15 protein-coding genes are annotated in these 14,922 nt (G+C 46.3%); 14 read left to right on the forward strand and 1 reads right to left on the reverse strand.

Features of this window, described 5'->3' with window-relative positions; genetic code table 11:
• The 10 genes from AB5542_RS15490 to nth form a co-directional block, all read left to right on the forward strand.
• Positions 1-1,021 (forward strand): TrkA C-terminal domain-containing protein (locus tag AB5542_RS15490; protein WP_368243184.1); only part of this gene is annotated, 1,021 nt, incomplete at its 5' end.
• Between the two features lie 170 nt (positions 1,022-1,191).
• Positions 1,192-3,420: a heavy metal translocating P-type ATPase gene (locus tag AB5542_RS15495; protein WP_279039870.1), complete on the forward strand. Its 2,229-nt coding sequence runs from the start codon at positions 1,192-1,194 to the stop codon at positions 3,418-3,420.
• A 30-nt stretch (positions 3,421-3,450) separates the two neighbouring features.
• Positions 3,451-3,666 carry a heavy-metal-associated domain-containing protein gene (locus AB5542_RS15500; RefSeq protein ID WP_027202647.1) on the forward strand — a complete coding sequence of 72 codons (216 nt, stop codon included), beginning with the start codon at positions 3,451-3,453 and terminating at the stop codon, positions 3,664-3,666.
• Positions 3,667-3,669: 3 nt separating this feature from the next.
• Complete coding sequence (locus AB5542_RS15505; protein WP_270542401.1) at positions 3,670-4,431, forward strand: YaaA family protein; 762 nt, start codon at positions 3,670-3,672, stop codon at positions 4,429-4,431.
• A 134-nt stretch (positions 4,432-4,565) separates the two neighbouring features.
• A complete protein-coding gene (locus AB5542_RS15510) occupies positions 4,566-5,315 on the forward strand; it encodes a CDGSH iron-sulfur domain-containing protein (protein WP_118302713.1) in 750 nt (249 codons plus the stop codon).
• A 321-nt stretch (positions 5,316-5,636) separates the two neighbouring features.
• The gene (locus AB5542_RS15515; protein ID WP_279039872.1) at positions 5,637-6,398 is read left to right on the forward strand and encodes a DUF1295 domain-containing protein; all 762 of its coding nucleotides are present in this window, start codon (positions 5,637-5,639) and stop codon (positions 6,396-6,398) included.
• Positions 6,399-6,408: 10 nt separating this feature from the next.
• Positions 6,409-7,635 (forward strand): NADH:flavin oxidoreductase, encoded by a 1,227-nt coding sequence (locus tag AB5542_RS15520; RefSeq protein ID WP_087420022.1) that lies wholly within the window; start codon positions 6,409-6,411, stop codon positions 7,633-7,635.
• Positions 7,636-7,645: 10 nt separating this feature from the next.
• Complete coding sequence (locus AB5542_RS15525) at positions 7,646-8,455, forward strand: SDR family NAD(P)-dependent oxidoreductase (RefSeq protein ID WP_279039874.1); 810 nt, start codon at positions 7,646-7,648, stop codon at positions 8,453-8,455.
• A 167-nt stretch (positions 8,456-8,622) separates the two neighbouring features.
• Entirely contained in the window at positions 8,623-9,489 is an 867-nt protein-coding gene (locus AB5542_RS15530; RefSeq protein WP_279039875.1) for an SDR family oxidoreductase, read from the forward strand.
• A 61-nt stretch (positions 9,490-9,550) separates the two neighbouring features.
• Positions 9,551-10,192, forward strand: coding sequence for an endonuclease III (nth, locus tag AB5542_RS15535; RefSeq protein WP_279039876.1), 642 nt, complete (start codon positions 9,551-9,553; stop codon positions 10,190-10,192).
• A gap of 188 nt (positions 10,193-10,380) precedes the next feature.
• On the opposite strand, the gene AB5542_RS15540 is transcribed toward nth, so the two are convergent.
• The gene (locus AB5542_RS15540; protein ID WP_279039878.1) at positions 10,381-12,486 is read right to left on the reverse strand and encodes a M3 family metallopeptidase; all 2,106 of its coding nucleotides are present in this window, start codon (positions 12,484-12,486) and stop codon (positions 10,381-10,383) included.
• A 115-nt stretch (positions 12,487-12,601) separates the two neighbouring features.
• On the opposite strand from AB5542_RS15540, the gene AB5542_RS15545 reads away from it, so the two are divergent.
• The 4 genes from AB5542_RS15545 to AB5542_RS15560 all read left to right on the forward strand — a co-directional run bounded on the left by AB5542_RS15545 (position 12,602) and on the right by AB5542_RS15560 (position 14,562).
• Positions 12,602-13,861, forward strand: a complete 1,260-nt coding sequence (locus tag AB5542_RS15545) for a 4Fe-4S binding protein (protein ID WP_279039879.1) — start codon at positions 12,602-12,604, stop codon at positions 13,859-13,861.
• A gap of 98 nt (positions 13,862-13,959) precedes the next feature.
• The gene (gene rpmB / locus AB5542_RS15550; RefSeq protein ID WP_027202637.1) at positions 13,960-14,202 is read left to right on the forward strand and encodes a 50S ribosomal protein L28; all 243 of its coding nucleotides are present in this window, start codon (positions 13,960-13,962) and stop codon (positions 14,200-14,202) included.
• Positions 14,203-14,213: 11 nt separating this feature from the next.
• Positions 14,214-14,402 carry a 50S ribosomal protein L33 gene (gene rpmG, locus AB5542_RS15555; protein WP_027202636.1) on the forward strand — a complete coding sequence of 63 codons (189 nt, stop codon included), beginning with the start codon at positions 14,214-14,216 and terminating at the stop codon, positions 14,400-14,402.
• 7 nt (positions 14,403-14,409) lie between these two features.
• A complete protein-coding gene (locus AB5542_RS15560; protein WP_072025905.1) occupies positions 14,410-14,562 on the forward strand; it encodes a DUF4295 domain-containing protein in 153 nt (50 codons plus the stop codon).
• Positions 14,563-14,922 lie beyond the last annotated feature (360 nt).

A 14,922-nucleotide genomic window follows, 5' to 3' on the forward strand; every position in this document is an offset into this window, starting at 1 on the left:
CGGTAAGACCATCCAAGAGATCGCCCGGCAATCGTCGAAGAAGTTTGTGGTTTCCCGGTTGTGGCGGGATGAGAAGGTGATTATCCCGGCGTCCGATACCGTGGTGAGAGAGGGGGATTGTTTGTTGATGATCACGACGGAAGGGGACGTGGAGGCGCTGACGATGTTGATCGGGAAACGGGATACGAGGGATTGGAATAAGGAAGATATAGACTGGGATGCTATTGATAGTCAATTGGTGTCCCACCGGATCGTGATTACCCGGCCGGAGATTAACGGGAAGCGGTTAGGAGCGTTGCGGTTGAGAAATCAATACGGGATAAATATAACCCGCATTTATCGGGCGGGTATCGTGTTGTTGCCCACGCCGGATTTGACCTTGCAGTTGGGTGATCGGTTGACGGTGGTGGGGGAGGAATCGGCCATCGCAAAGGTGGAGAACGTGGTGGGGAATGCCGTGAAGGATTTGGACGAGCCGAATCTGGTGGCCGTTTTTATCGGGATGGTATTGGGGTTGTTGCTGGGATCAATTCCTTTGACGATTCCGGGTATCAGTTTTCCGGTAAAGTTGGGATTGGCCGGGGGACCAATTGTAATGGGGATTCTCGTGGGGGCTTTCGGTCCCCGGATTCACATGGTGACTTACACGACAATCAGTGCCAATCTGATGTTACGGGCGCTGGGGCTTTCCATGTATCTGGCTTGTCTGGGACTGGATGCGGGAACTCATTTCTTCGAGACCGTGTTCCGTCCGGAAGGGGCGTTGTGGGTTGGATTGGGATTTGCTATTACGGTGATTCCGGTAATTCTTGTAGCGGCCGTATCCATTAAATGGATGAAGATTGATTTCGGTTCGGTGGCCGGGATGTTGTGCGGGAGTATGTCGAACCCGATGGCATTGAATTACGTGAATAGCACGGTGGATAGTGACACGCCTTCGGTAGCTTACGCGACGGTTTACCCGTTGACGATGTTCGTGAGGGTTATTATGGCGCAGGTAATTTTAATGCTATTTTTGTAAGTGAGAAGGTGAAATACTCTTAATTTGTCAATGTGCGTGATCATTTTTCGTGAAAATGTTAAAATAAAATACCTTGCTGGTATAGGATTTGATGCAAATAAGGGTTGTTAGTGGTAAGATTGTAACTAAACGTTACGATATTCCGTAAACATATATTCAAACAATGTGAAATGTCAGGAAAAGAAATTCATACGAAAGAGACTTTCCAAGTTTTGGGCATGAGTTGTGCTGTCTGCGCTTTGAATGTGGAAACAACACTCGGCGCTCAAGAGGGAGTTTACGAGGCAAAGGTAAATTTTGCCGGTTCAACTGTTTTAGTGGATTATGATCCGCAGGTGATTACCCCTGTGGAACTTCAAAAGGCCGTGGAGGCTGCTGGTTACGAACTGGTGGTGGAAAACACGGAGGATACGGATCAAGCGGATCGTTTGCAGCGGGAAGAGTTTCTCGCGTTAAAACGAAAGACGATCGGGGCTATTGTTTTGGCGATACCCGTGTTCGTGATTGGTATGTTTTTTATGCATATGCCCTATGGTAATTGGATTATGCTGGCTTTTACCATTCCGGTGATGGCGTTTTTCGGGCGGGACTTTTTTGTCCATGCCTATATGCAGTTGAAACACGGACGTGCGAATATGGACACGTTGGTGGCCGTCAGTACGGGAGTGGCATTTTTGTTCAGTTTGTTCAACACGATCTGGCCGGAATACTGGACGAGTCGGGGATTGGAGGCTCACGTGTACTACGAGGCCGCGGCGGTGATCATTGCTTTGATTCTGTTGGGTCGTTTGCTGGAGGCAAAGGCCAAGTTCAGTACTTCGACCGCGATAAAGAAATTGATGGGGTTACAACCCAAAACGGTGACTAAAATTCTTGCCGATGGCAGCGAAGAGGAGGTGCCTATCCGCGAGGTGACGGTAGGGGATGTTTTGGTCGTGAAACCGGGGGAAAAGATTCCGGTGGATGGGGAAGTGACGGAAGGGTCTTCTTTTGTCGACGAGAGTATGATTACCGGGGAGTCGATACCTGTGGAGAAGGTGAAAGGACAACCCGTGTATGCCGGGACAATAAACGAGAAGGGAAGTTTCCGTTTCCGTGCCGATAAGGTCGGGGGAGAAACCGTGTTGGCCAATATTATCCGGATGGTGCAGGAGGCACAGGGAAGTAAAGCTCCCGTGCAGAAACTGGTGGACCGTATTGCCGGAATTTTTGTTCCGGTAGTGATGGGGATTGCGGTAATCACGTTTATCGTGTGGATGCTGATAGGTGGAGACCTTGCTTTCACTCATGCTTTGCTGACGTCCATCACGGTGTTGGTTATTGCCTGCCCGTGTGCGCTGGGATTGGCGACGCCGACAGCGATCATGGTCGGGATCGGTAAAGGGGCGGAACATAATATACTGATCAAGGATGCCGAGAGCTTGGAGCTGATGTACCGGGTGAACGCGATCGTGCTGGATAAAACGGGGACGATCACGGAGGGAAAACCTGTCGTGACGGATATTCACTGGACTCCGGGGTCGGAAGACGAGCGTTATCCATCCATCCTCTTGGAGATCGAACGGCGTTCGGAACATCCGCTGGCAGATGCCGTGGTGCAGAAGTTTAAAGAGAAGGTTGTGAATGAAATATCGGTTTCGGATTTCGAGAATCAGACCGGTAAAGGGGTGACGGCAAAAGTCGGGGATAAGGTATATCTTGTCGGGAACCGGGCTTTGCTGGAAGTGAGTCATGTTATTTTAGATGATGATAACGAGAAGCTTGCTGTCCGGTGGGAAGGCGACGGCAAAACGGTTGTCTTTTTTGCCGGAGAGGGTCGGGTGCTGGCATTGGTTGCTATTGCCGATAAGATCAAGGAGAGTTCTCGTCAGGCGGTTACGACGCTGCATGAAAAAGGAATTGATGTTTATATGCTGACTGGGGATAATGCCTTGACGGCTCGTGCCGTGGCAGATCAGGTGGGCATTCGTCATTTTAAGGCTGAAGTGATGCCGGGTGAGAAGGCTAATTTCGTGGAGGCCTTGCAGCACGAAGGGAAAGTGGTGGCCATGGTGGGGGACGGAATCAATGATTCGCAGGCGTTGGCACAGGCTGACGTGAGTATTGCCATGGGAAAAGGGTCGGATATTGCCATGGACGTGGCAAAGGTGACTTTGATTACTTCCGATCTGAACGTGATTCCCCGTGCTATTGCGCTTTCGCATCAGACGGTGCGGGCGATTCGACAAAATTTGTTCTGGGCGTTTATTTATAATATAATTGGTATTCCTTTAGCGGCAGGGGTGTTGTACGGGATCAACGGTTTTTTACTCAACCCGATGATTGCGGCTGCCGCGATGGCTTTCAGTTCGGTGTCCGTGGTGACTAATAGTTTGAGAATTAAATGGAAAAAATTGTAGCTATTATATAAACCAATAAAAGAAAGCAACATGGAAAAAAAGTTCAGATTTAAGACAACGTTGAAATGCAGTGGCTGCGTATCGAAAGTCACTCCGTTTTTGAATAGTTTGAGAGACGTGACGGAATGGAGCGTGGATTTGCAACATCCGGACAAGGTGCTGACGGTTATGTTGAAGACCGGAGATACGCACTCGGTGAAGAAGGCGTTCGAGAACGCGGGGTATAAAGTTGAAGAGTTCAGATAAACGATGTTAGTTATTTTATCACCGGCCAAGACCATGGATATGTCCGTGGTGGAACAGGAGTTTCCGGGTACCACTCCGGAGTACACGGCAGAGGCGGAATATCTGGCGGAGCAAATGCGCCGCTTTTCCGAATCCCAGTTAGAAAAGATGTTAAAGATCAGTCCTAAGCTGGCGGCGGAGAATTACGAACGTTATCAGAGGTTCGGATCGCTTTCGAATCCTCGAAAACAGGCATTGTTGGCTTATAACGGAAGTGTATTCAAAGCTATTGATCCGAATTCTTTTTCTTTAGAGGACTTGAAGTATGCTCAAGATCGTGTCCGGATTATCTCAACGCTTTATGGTTTGGTGCGTCCGTTGGATTTGATCCAAGCCTACCGGATCGCGTTTGCCGTGAAGTTGGATGGGGCGAACCTGTACGATTATTGGGTTCCGAAGCTGACGACTCCATTATTGGAAGATGTGCGTAAGGTTGGAGGGATTATGGTGAATCTGGCCAGTATGGATATTCAGGGAGCCTTGAAAATGGACGAGTTGAGGAAACAGGTGAGAGTGATTACACCGGAATTTCAGGAATGGCGGGATGGTAAATACGAAACAGTTCGTACTTATGCCAAGATTGCACGGGGGACGATGACGAGATATATCGTGATGAATCGTGTTGAGGAACCCGAGGAGTTGAAAGCTTTCAACTGGGATGGGTACACGTTTAATGCAGATCTCTCGGACGAGGAACGTTATTTCTTTACCCGAATAAAGAAGTAAAACAGAAAGAGTTGCAGGTACATATTTCATGTTGCCTCCCAGTCTGCAACTTTTTCTAAAATATTTGGTCCGGGAAGAAACAAAAAAGACTTTTTGTAGGTATATCTAACCGTAATAATTAATCTGATTTAACTATGAAAGAACGAGAGATAGAACCGGGAACACCTGAAATCAATAAAAAGTATTCCATTGTAGTTGATAGAAAAGGGCCTTACTTGGTGTATGGTCATCCGCTTTTAAAACAACAGTTTATCGTGCAGAATGACGAGGGAAGTTCATGGTCATACCGGGATGGGATTGAGTACGATATGAATGATGAACCCACGGCTTTATGTCGTTGCGGGGCTTCTGCCAATAAGCCGTATTGCGACGGGGCTCACTTGAACACGAATTGGGACCCCACGCTGACAGCCGATAATATTCCTTTATTGAAAGATGCCGATGTGGTTGACGGGCCCACGCTTGAACTGACGGATAACGAGAAATATTGTGCTTTTGCCCGTTTTTGTGATGCTTACGGGAAGGTTTGGAATCTCGTGGAGGAGTCCGATGATCCGGAGGCTAGGGAGTTGACAATTCGGGAGGCTAATTATTGTCCGGCAGGTCGTTTGAAGGCTTGGGATAAGGATAAGGGGGAATTTATTGAAAATAAACTGGAACCATCGCTGGTACTGTTGGAAGACCCACAGGAGCGTTGTAGCGGTCCCTTGTTCGTACGGGGCGGGATTCCGATTGACGACACGGAGGGCGTGAGGTACGAACTTCGGAACCGGGTTACACTATGTCGTTGCGGGGCGTCATCGAACAAACCTTTCTGTGACGGGACGCACGTGAGTATTCGTTTCCGGGACGGGTTACCGGGACCGCATGGCGGGATAAAGTAAAATAGTCTGAATCTGCAAATTAACTCATCGGGAGAATATTATATTCGAGATAACTATGACCATGTTATAAAGCAGGTGGTATATACTTATAAATACCTAATATCTGATTACAATATTTTGCATTTATGGTAGGAGCGGAGTAGGGGAGGCATTATTTGGGATTTTGCTTTTCCCGAATTACCCTCGTTTTCCGAACCTGAATATGTGAGCGTCCACGAAAAGGTATTTTATATCGGATTTGAGTTTTTCTATCGTTCTTAACATTTATTGTTTGTTGGCATGATATTTGTTGATTATTCGTGTAATCAATAAAATTGTAGGATGGATGCATTTCATATTTTTCTGGCCGTGATGACCGGAATTGCTGTTATTGTTTTTGTAGCCCTGTACTTCGTGAAAGCGGGTTATGGTATGTTTTTCGATGCCAAGTGGGGGCGACCAATAGATAACCGGATCGGCTGGGTACTGATGGAAGCTCCTGTTTTTATCGCGATGGCACTTTTCTGGTATTTCTCGGATAGGGGGTATGAGTTGGTGCCGTTGATTTTCTTTATTTTTTTCGAGATACATTATTTTCAGCGTGCGTTTATTTTCCCGTTATTACTGAAAGGTAAGGGGAGAATGCCGATAGGAATCATGTTGATGGGAATCACGTTTAACGTGTTGAACGCGTGTATGCAAGGAGGGTGGATTTTCTATTTCGCCCCGTCGGATCTTTATACCCCGGAGTGGTTGACGTCCCCGCAGTTTATTATCGGAACGGTATTGTTCTTTGCCGGGATGTTCACGAATATACAGTCGGACCATATTATTCGTCATTTGCGGCGTCCCGGTGACACGGGGCATTATTTACCCAAGGGCGGGATGTTTCGTTACGTGACTTCAGCAAATTATTTTGGCGAGATTGTAGAATGGGTCGGTTTTGCCATTCTCACGTGGTCGCTTTCCGGGGCAGTTTTTGCCATTTGGACGTTCGCTAATTTAGTACCGAGAGCTAATACAATTTATCACAAATATTTGGGGATGTTCGGGGACGAGGTGAAAAAACGTCGTCTGAAACGAGTGATTCCTTTTATATATTAAGAAAAATGATATGACACGAGAATCCAAGTTATTCACGCCATTAACGATAGGGCCGCTGACTTTACGTAACCGAACCATACGGGCCGCGGCATTCGAGGGTATGTGTCCGGGGAATGCTCCTTCGGAAATGTTACATGATTATCATCTTTCGGTGGCCCGGGGGGGAATCGGGATGACGACGATCGCTTACGCTGCTATTGTTCGTAGCGGTTTATCGTTTCCTCACCAATTATGGTTAAGGCCGGAGATTCTTCCTGCATTACGACAACTCACGGATGATATACACGCCACGGGTGCGGCTGCATCCATACAGATTGGGCATTGCGGGAATATGTCGCACAAGGGGATTTGTGGCTGCACGCCCATTTCCGCTTCGAGTGGTTTTAATATTTACTCGCCGACATTGGTGCGGGGAATGAAGAAAGAGGAGATCGTGGAGATGGCAAAGGCATTCGGACAAGCGGTGAATATGGCTAGGGAGGCAGGGTTTGATGCCGTGGAGGTTCATGCCGGACACGGGTATCTGATCAGTCAGTTCCTTTCCCCTTACACGAATCACCGGAAGGATGAGTTCGGGGGATCGCTGGAGAACCGGATGCGGTTTATGCGTATGGCTATGGCGGAAGTGATGAAAGCGGCGGGGGATGACATGGCCGTGTTGGTGAAGATGAATACCCGGGATGGATTTCGGGGTGGGATGGAGGTGCCGGAATGTATCGAGGTGGCCAAGGCTCTGGAAGAGACAGGGGTTCATGCCTTGATTTTGAGCGGTGGTTTTGTCAGTCGGGCCCCGATGTACGTGATGAGGGGGGCCATGCCTATCCGTAGTCTGACGTATTATATGCAACAATTCTGGTTACCGATAGGCGTTCGGGTTGCCGGGCATATGATGATTCCGACGGTACCGTTTAAAGAAGCTTATTTTTTCGAAGATGCATTGAAATTCCGGGAAGCGGTGAAGTTACCTCTCGTGTACGTGGGGGGATTGGTTTCCCGGGAAAAGATAGATATGGTGTTGGATGCCGGATTTGACGGGGTGTCGATGGCTCGTGCTTTGTTGAATGAACCGGATTTTGTGAACCGGATGGCGAGGGAAGAGAATGCCCGGAATGCTTGTGAACATGCGAACTACTGTATCGCCCGTATGTATTCTAGGGAGATGGCCTGTCATAAGCATATTCCGGATTTACCCAAGAAGTTATTGAAGGAGTTGGAATCGGCTTCCAAGAAAAATTGAAATATGATTTATGGAAGTAATTGATCAGCCTAGTGTTCATCCGGTGGCCATTGTCACGGGAGCCAGTTCGGGAATCGGCTTGGAGTATGCCCGGGAGTTGTGTTCCCGAGGATATGATGTCGTGATGGTCAGTAACGAGGAAGAGCGCCTTACGCGATGTGCCGGGGAGTTATCACAAACGTACGAGGTACAGACGTGGCCTCTTTATATGGATTTATCACTACCTGATGCAGCGGAACATCTGCATGGTTTCTGCGTGGCATTAGGGTTACAAGTGGAGGTGCTGGTGAATAATGCCGGTATTTTTCGGTTCGAACATATCGTGAATCTTTCCGTGGGTGTCGTGCGAACCATGCTGATGTTGCACATGAACACGGTGGTTTTGCTTTGTCGTTATTTCGGGGAGGATATGAGAAAACGGGGAAAAGGGTATATCCTCAATATGTCTTCGATGTCGGCTTGGTTCCCTTATCCGGGAATTTCGTTGTACGCATCCACGAAGTGTTTTTTGAAGAGTTTTTCCCGGGCTTTTCGTTTGGAGATGCTTGATTATGGGGTGAACGTTACCACGGTTTGCCCGGGAGCGATCGCTACCGATTTATATAATTTACCTCTTCATTTGCAGCGTTTGGCCGTGCGAATCGGCGTGATGATGAAACCTGACACGCTTGCACATCGTGCAATTAACGGGATGTTCCGTCACCGATCCCAAATGATTCCCGGGGTAATTAATTATTTCTTTATCGGTTTCCTGTTCTTTCTGCCTTACGGGGTAGTGAGGTGGGTGATGAGGAAGGTGAAAAGAGCAATTGAAACTTGAAAATGAGAACTCCTCCGCCCTTTGGGCACCTCCTCTATAAACAGAGGAGGAGTTTAGTTACTCTTCAATTTTTAAGATTGTATTTTTAACTCTCCCTCTGTTTATAGAGGGAGTACGGCGTAGCCGGGAGGGAGTTTAATCTAAAATCATAAATCATTAAATCAAAAATGAACAAGGGTTTGTTTATCATCACTGGGGCCAATGGGGGCATGGGAAAGGCGATCACGAGAGCGATGGCCGGTATGGGGGTCCCCGTGATTATGGCTTGTCGGAATGTTGAACGGGCGGCAGGAGTGAGGGATGAAATTGTGCGGGAGACGGGAAACGGTCGGGTGGAGTTGCATCAGTTGGATTTGGCGTCGGTTGCTTCCATCCGTTCTTTTGTTGACGGGCTGAACGGACGGGAGGTTAGCGTGCTGGTGAATAACGCGGGGATCATGTGTCGGGATTTTACGACGACCGAGGACGGGTTGGAGATGACCGTGGGGGTGAATTACGTGGGGACTTGGTTGTTGACGAATTGGTTACTTCCGAATATGGGAAAAACCGGGAAGACCCGGATTATTAATACATCATCGGTTACTTGTAAGATGGGAGAGGTTGGAGATCACTTCTTTAAATTGGACCCAGAACATTACCGTCGCTTTAAGGCTTATCCCAATTCAAAATTGGCGATACTGATGTTTACGGCTGAACTGGCAAGGCGGGTACAGGGGCGTGCGATTACCGTGAATGCGGTTGATCCGGGTGTGGTGAACACGGGAATGATTACTATGCATAAATGGTACGATCCCTTGGCGGATGTTTTTTTTCGTCCGTTTATTAAATCTCCGGAACGAGGGGCGATGACGGCTATACTTTTGGCAACTTCCGATCGGTACGTGAATGTATCGGGCGGCTTTTTTAGGAATAAACGTCAGGTGAGGGTACCGAAAGCGGTTCTTGACGGTGAGGCTTGTCGGAAGTTGTGGTTTCAGACGGAGCAATTGGTAGCCGGGCTTGTCGGCTCAAAATTAAAAAAGGGAGAAAATTAAGGTGAAATAGAGGCTTTTAATTTTCAGCTTTCTTATCTTTGTAGGCAAAGAAATTAATATTATGCGATTAGAGGAAAGATATGATAAGGTACTGGCATGGTTCCGGGAACGTATGCCGGTAGCTGACACGGAATTACAGTATAGAGATCCCTTCCAGTTGCTGGTAGCGGTGATTTTATCGGCTCAATGTACTGACAAACGGGTGAATATGGTGACTCCCGCTTTGTTCGAGCAATTCCCGGATGCAGCATCCATGTCCAAAGCGAGCGTGGAGGAGATTTTCGAGTTGATCAAGTCTATCTCTTACCCGAATAATAAATCCAAGCATTTGTCTGCGATGGCAAAAAAGCTGATGGAAGATTTTGATGGGATTGTCCCGGATGATTTCGAGTTATTACAGACGTTACCCGGGGTAGGACGGAAGACGGCCAATGTTATGGAAGCGGTGGCTTTCAAGCGTCCGGCTATGCCTGTCGACACGCACGTTTTCCGGGTAGCTGACCGTATCGGGCTGGTAACGGGTGCCAAGACCCCGTTGGAAACGGAAAAACAACTCGTGGCGCATATTCCTGCCGAGTGGCTGTCCACGGCTCACCATTGGTTGATATTGCACGGAAGATATGTTTGCGTGGCAAGAAAGCCGAAGTGTGAAGAGTGTGGGATTGCCGAGTGGTGCAGATATAATCAAAAAAAGCTGTCTTGACGAGAGACAGCTTTTTCACTATTTACTACTAACCCTAAAATTGGAACTACTTCGAGCATCCATTTTCTTGCAATAAACCCGTTTTTATTACTTAGTGTGAATTTATTTATTAGATGCAGGATTTTTGAAAAGGTTGCGTGAAAAAATAAAAAAATTAGAGGATTGTGATTCACAATCCTCTAATTTTTTTATTTTAATCCTTTACGCTTTAGTAATGGATCAATAGAAGGCTCTTGACCTCTGAATTTCTGGTAAAGGGTCATGGCATCTTCGGAGCCACCTTTGGAAAGAATGTTCTCCCGGAATGCTTTTGCTTTTTCGGGATTGAAGATGTTTCCGGTTTCTTTAAATGCCTCGAAAGCATCAGCATCCAGTACTTCGGCCCACGTGTAAGCGTAATACCCGGAAGAATAGCCTCCGGCAAATATGTGCTGGAAGTAAGGACTGCGATAGCGTACCGTGATTTCCGGGATAAGTCCGATTTTTTCTAACGTGGCTTTTTCGAATTCACTCGGGTTGACGGGATCGGTGGTGTTACGCGTGTGGTAAGCCATATCCAGTAAAGCGGCTGCCATGAATTCGGTCGTGACGAATCCTTGGTTGAAATGTCCGCTATTCTCCAGTTTGTCGATAAGCTCTTGCGGGATCGGTTCTCCCGTTTTGTAATGACGGGCGTAAACTTTCAATACTTCGGGATCAGCGGCCCAGTTTTCCATAATTTGAGAGGGGAGTTCCACGAAATCCCTAGGAACAGAAGTTCCTGATACCTTATTATATGTACATTGTGACAATAAACCGTGAAGGGCATGACCGAATTCATGGAAAAGGGTTTGTGCCTCGTCAAAACTCAATAATGCCGGAACATCCCCCGTGGGTTTCGTGAAGTTGCACACGTTCGTGATGATCGGGGTTACTTTTTTACCCAGTGCGGATTGCTTGCGATAAGAATTCATCCATGCTCCTGAACGTTTGCTTTCTCTCGGGTGGAAGTCCATGTATAGAATCCCGATGTGATCTCCGTTCGCTTCCTTCACCTCGAATGCCAAAGCGTCCGGATGGGGAACGGGTAGGTCGGTACGTTGTGTAAACGTGATACCGTATAATTTATTGGCCGTGTAGAAGGCTCCCTCTCTGACATTTTCTAGCGGGAAGTATTGACGAAGTTCATTTTCGTCTAACCCGTATTTGGCTTTCTTTACTTTTTCAGCATAATAGCGCCAGTCCCAAGGCTGCAATTTGAAGTTTTTACCCTCCTTGCGAATCATGTCTTGAAGTTCTTTGGCTTCTTTTTTAGCGATCGGGAGAGCGGCATTCCAAATTTGGTTACAGAGGTCGTACACGTTCTCCGGGGTTTTGGCCATGTTGTTGTCGAGAATGAATGCCGCATGGGTATCATAACCGAGCAACTGGGCTTTTTGTACTCGCAGGGAAGTGATCTTGGATATGATCTCTTTGTTATCGTACTCGTTGTCGTTATTGCAACGGTTGATGTAAGCCTTGTAGATCTTTTCTCTTAAATCACGGTTGTCAGCATATTGCAGGAACGGAATCATGCTTGGGTTGTGGAGGGTAAACACCCATTTCCCTTCCAATCCGGCATTCTTGGCAGCGGTAGCAGCTGTGGCAATCACGTTTTCGGGAAGACCGGATAAATCTTTCTCGTTATCAATGACCAGTTTGAAATTATTGGTCTCATTCAGCAAGTTTTCACCGAATTGCAGGCTGAGCATAGATAGTTCGCTGTTCAACTTCTTGAATGTTTCCTTGTCCTCGGGAGAGAGGTTGGCTCCACCCCGAACGAAACCTTGGTAATATTTGTCGAGTACAGTCAATTGTTCCGGAGTCAGATTTTCTTTCTCCTTATTATTATATACCGTTTTGATTCTCTCGAAAAGTTTGTCATTTAAATTGATCGCATCCCAGTGAGCGGTGAGTTTCGGGGTAATCTCTTTGGCGATGGCCTTGATCGAATCGTTCGTGTTCGCACCTTGTTGATTGCCGAACACGGAGGCTACTTTGTTCAGTAATTCGCCGGAAGTTTCGAGAGCGTCGATCGTGTTTTTAAATGTAGGAGCCTCCGGATTGTTGATGATCGCGTCGATTTCCGCTTGGTGTTGTTTCATCCCTTCCTCGTAAGCAGGAAGATAATGTTGATTTTTAATCAAGTGGAAAGGGGGAACCTCATGAGGGGTTTCATACGTGTTGAAAAATGGATTTTCATTCTTCACTTGCCCTGATTGGCAGGATTGCAGCGCTAGTCCTACGCAACAAACTAAGTAAGTGACTTTTTTCATTTTGAATTTTATTATTTGGTTTTAGAATGTGACAAATATAATTAAGTCAGATAGAATATACAAATGAATGAATTTCTCCTTATTTTTGTGTCCTTCAAAAATGGATAAGATTGATATGAATATACAAGAAAATGTTGCAACTTTTATCACGAAGTTACCTAAGGTAATTTTGTTGTGTGTTATCATTTACCTGATTTCGTTGAATTTCAAGACGACAAACGAGACCCCGAAGTATCAAGAGGTGAAAGCAGAAGTTTCGAATGTTGTTCCGCTGGATGCGGTGAAGAAATATTTTCCGACTTGTACGAGCGTAGAGAAAGTGAACGAAGTACATTATGCCGTTAAAGCTGGTGGGGAGGAGATTGGTAGATTACTTGTTACGACCCCGATTGCGGACGATCTGATCGGTTATGCCGGGAATGTACCTTTGTTTTTGGCTGTTTCCGAGGAGGATGTGATTTTAGGACTTACCCTGTTAGATAATAGCGAGTCGCCCGGGTTTTTAAGGCGTTTGGAGAAAAAGAATCTGTTCTCGGCATGGGATGGTAAGACGTTGGAGGAGGCCGAGCAACTGAACGTGGAGGCCGTGAGTGGGGCCACGATGTCGAGTGATGCCATCCGGGGGAGTGTGAAAAGAGCGTTGGAGTTTTACCTGGAACGTGACGGGGGTGGTTATGACGTGGATTGGATGAAATTGTTACAGCACGCTTTGGGGGGAATCGTGGTTTTGTTGGCGTTAGCCAGTATGTTCTGGGGAAGTCGGATGAAACGTTGGCGTTACGTGTTGCAGGTTTCTTCCGTGTTGATTCTTGGTTTCTGGTCCGGGTACTTTGTTTCATTAGAGTTGTTATTTAATTGGTTGTTGAACGGGGTACCTTGGGGCGCTCGTATTTTGTTGCCCGTGATTGCCGTGCTGGCTTTGGCTTGTCCCTTATTCTTGAACAAGGGGTATTATTGCGCGTATCTATGTCCTTTTGGGGCAGCGCAGGAATTGGTAGGGAAAGTTCGTAAGAAAAAAATAGCCCCCAAGGGAGTGTGGAAGAATGTATTTAAATATACTCGCGTGATCTATTTTATGGTGATTCTTGCGCTGTTGTTGTGGGGAATCCCGTTGGAATTGGCATCGTTGGAACCCTTCCCGGCATTTTTATTGACCGCTGCAACGGGGTGGGTCATCGCTTTGGCTGTCATATTTTTACTCTTATCCGTATTTTTTGCCCGTCCTTGGTGTAACTATTTTTGTCCTACCGGGGCGTTGCTGGATATTTTGAGAAAGGCCGATACAAAGGCGGGTTCGGAGAGAAGGAAAAAAGTGATCCGGGAATTTATTGCCTTGGCAATATTCCTCGTGATATTATATTTTATATTGAGGTAAAAAAAACTTGAAACTTTTTTACCGAAACATTTGATTGTTTGAATAAAAAGTGCGTAATTTGCATCCTGTTTGGAAAGCGTTTATAAAAATATTGAGAGATGTCAAGAATTTGTCAAATAACTGGAAAGAAAGCGATGGTTGGTAACCATGTTTCTCACTCCAAAAGAAGAGTGAAGAGAACATTCGAGATCAACCTGTTTAAGAGGAATTTTTATTGGCCAGAAGAAGATAGATGGATCCGTTTGAATGTATCTGCAGCCGGATTGCGCCTGATCAACAAGAAAGGTATTAGTGCTTGTTTGAAGGAAGCTACTGCCAATGGTTTAATTAAGAACGTATAAAGTAAGAAGAGATGGCAAAGAAGAGCAAAGGAAACAGAATACAGGTGATTTTGGAGTGTACGGAACACAAAGAATCCGGAATGCCGGGCACGTCTCGTTATATCACGACCAAAAACAGAAAGAACACCCCCGAGAGAATGGAGTTGCGTAAATACAACCCGATTCTGAGAAGAGTAACTTTACACAGAGAAATAAAATAATTAAGCTATGGCAAAGAAAGTTGTTGCAACACTTAAAACAGCAGATGGTAGGGGATTTGCAAAAATCATCAAAATGGTGAAATCTCCAAAAACCGGTGCCTATACTTTTAAGGAACAAATGGTTCCTAACGATCAGGTGAAAGAAGCCGTGAAAAAGTAAGATTTGAAATCTTCATATAAAAAAGAGCGTCGTGAGGCGCTCTTTTTTTTGTGTGTTTCGGGAAGTTTGTTCTGAAGGAGGTTGATTTAAAAGTTATTTTTTAACTCCTCCGTCAGCTATGCTGCCACCTCCTCTATAAACAGAGGAGGAGCTGGTGACTCTTTCCGAAGACAGGAAGTATTCCAGCTCTCCCTCTGTTTATAGAGGGAGTACCCCGAAGGGGGGAGGGAGTTTGAAAAATGACGTTTGACACGCTTTCTTGGAGTTACTTACACCGGATTTCATCAGGACAAAAAAAATCATGATTTTTTTACTCGAAAGTGTAACCTATCCCAATAATTCCCGTTATACTCTATGTAT

The organism is Butyricimonas sp. RTP31003st1_G1_RTP31003_210430 (assembly GCF_040920905.1).
GTDB lineage: Bacteria > Bacteroidota > Bacteroidia > Bacteroidales > Marinifilaceae > Butyricimonas > Butyricimonas paravirosa.

Bases quoted from the DNA above. Each gene is read 5' to 3' on its own strand.
- AB5542_RS15530 (WP_279039875.1), top strand. From the start codon at position 8,623: ATGAACAAGGGTTTGTTTATCATCACTGGGGCCAATGGGGGCATGGGA.
- AB5542_RS15520 (WP_087420022.1), top strand. From the start codon at position 6,409: ATGACACGAGAATCCAAGTTATTCACGCCATTAACGATAGGGCCGCTG.
- AB5542_RS15525 (WP_279039874.1), top strand. From the start codon at position 7,646: ATGGAAGTAATTGATCAGCCTAGTGTTCATCCGGTGGCCATTGTCACG.
- AB5542_RS15500 (WP_027202647.1), top strand. From the start codon at position 3,451: ATGGAAAAAAAGTTCAGATTTAAGACAACGTTGAAATGCAGTGGCTGC.
- nth (WP_279039876.1), top strand. From the start codon at position 9,551: ATGCGATTAGAGGAAAGATATGATAAGGTACTGGCATGGTTCCGGGAA.
- AB5542_RS15540 (WP_279039878.1), bottom strand. From the start codon at position 12,486: ATGAAAAAAGTCACTTACTTAGTTTGTTGCGTAGGACTAGCGCTGCAA.
- rpmG (WP_027202636.1), top strand. From the start codon at position 14,214: ATGGCAAAGAAGAGCAAAGGAAACAGAATACAGGTGATTTTGGAGTGT.
- AB5542_RS15545 (WP_279039879.1), top strand. From the start codon at position 12,602: ATGAATATACAAGAAAATGTTGCAACTTTTATCACGAAGTTACCTAAG.
- AB5542_RS15510 (WP_118302713.1), top strand. From the start codon at position 4,566: ATGAAAGAACGAGAGATAGAACCGGGAACACCTGAAATCAATAAAAAG.
- rpmB (WP_027202637.1), top strand. From the start codon at position 13,960: ATGTCAAGAATTTGTCAAATAACTGGAAAGAAAGCGATGGTTGGTAAC.
- AB5542_RS15515 (WP_279039872.1), top strand. From the start codon at position 5,637: ATGGATGCATTTCATATTTTTCTGGCCGTGATGACCGGAATTGCTGTT.
- AB5542_RS15495 (WP_279039870.1), top strand. From the start codon at position 1,192: ATGTCAGGAAAAGAAATTCATACGAAAGAGACTTTCCAAGTTTTGGGC.
- AB5542_RS15560 (WP_072025905.1), top strand. From the start codon at position 14,410: ATGGCAAAGAAAGTTGTTGCAACACTTAAAACAGCAGATGGTAGGGGA.
- AB5542_RS15505 (WP_270542401.1), top strand. From the start codon at position 3,670: ATGTTAGTTATTTTATCACCGGCCAAGACCATGGATATGTCCGTGGTG.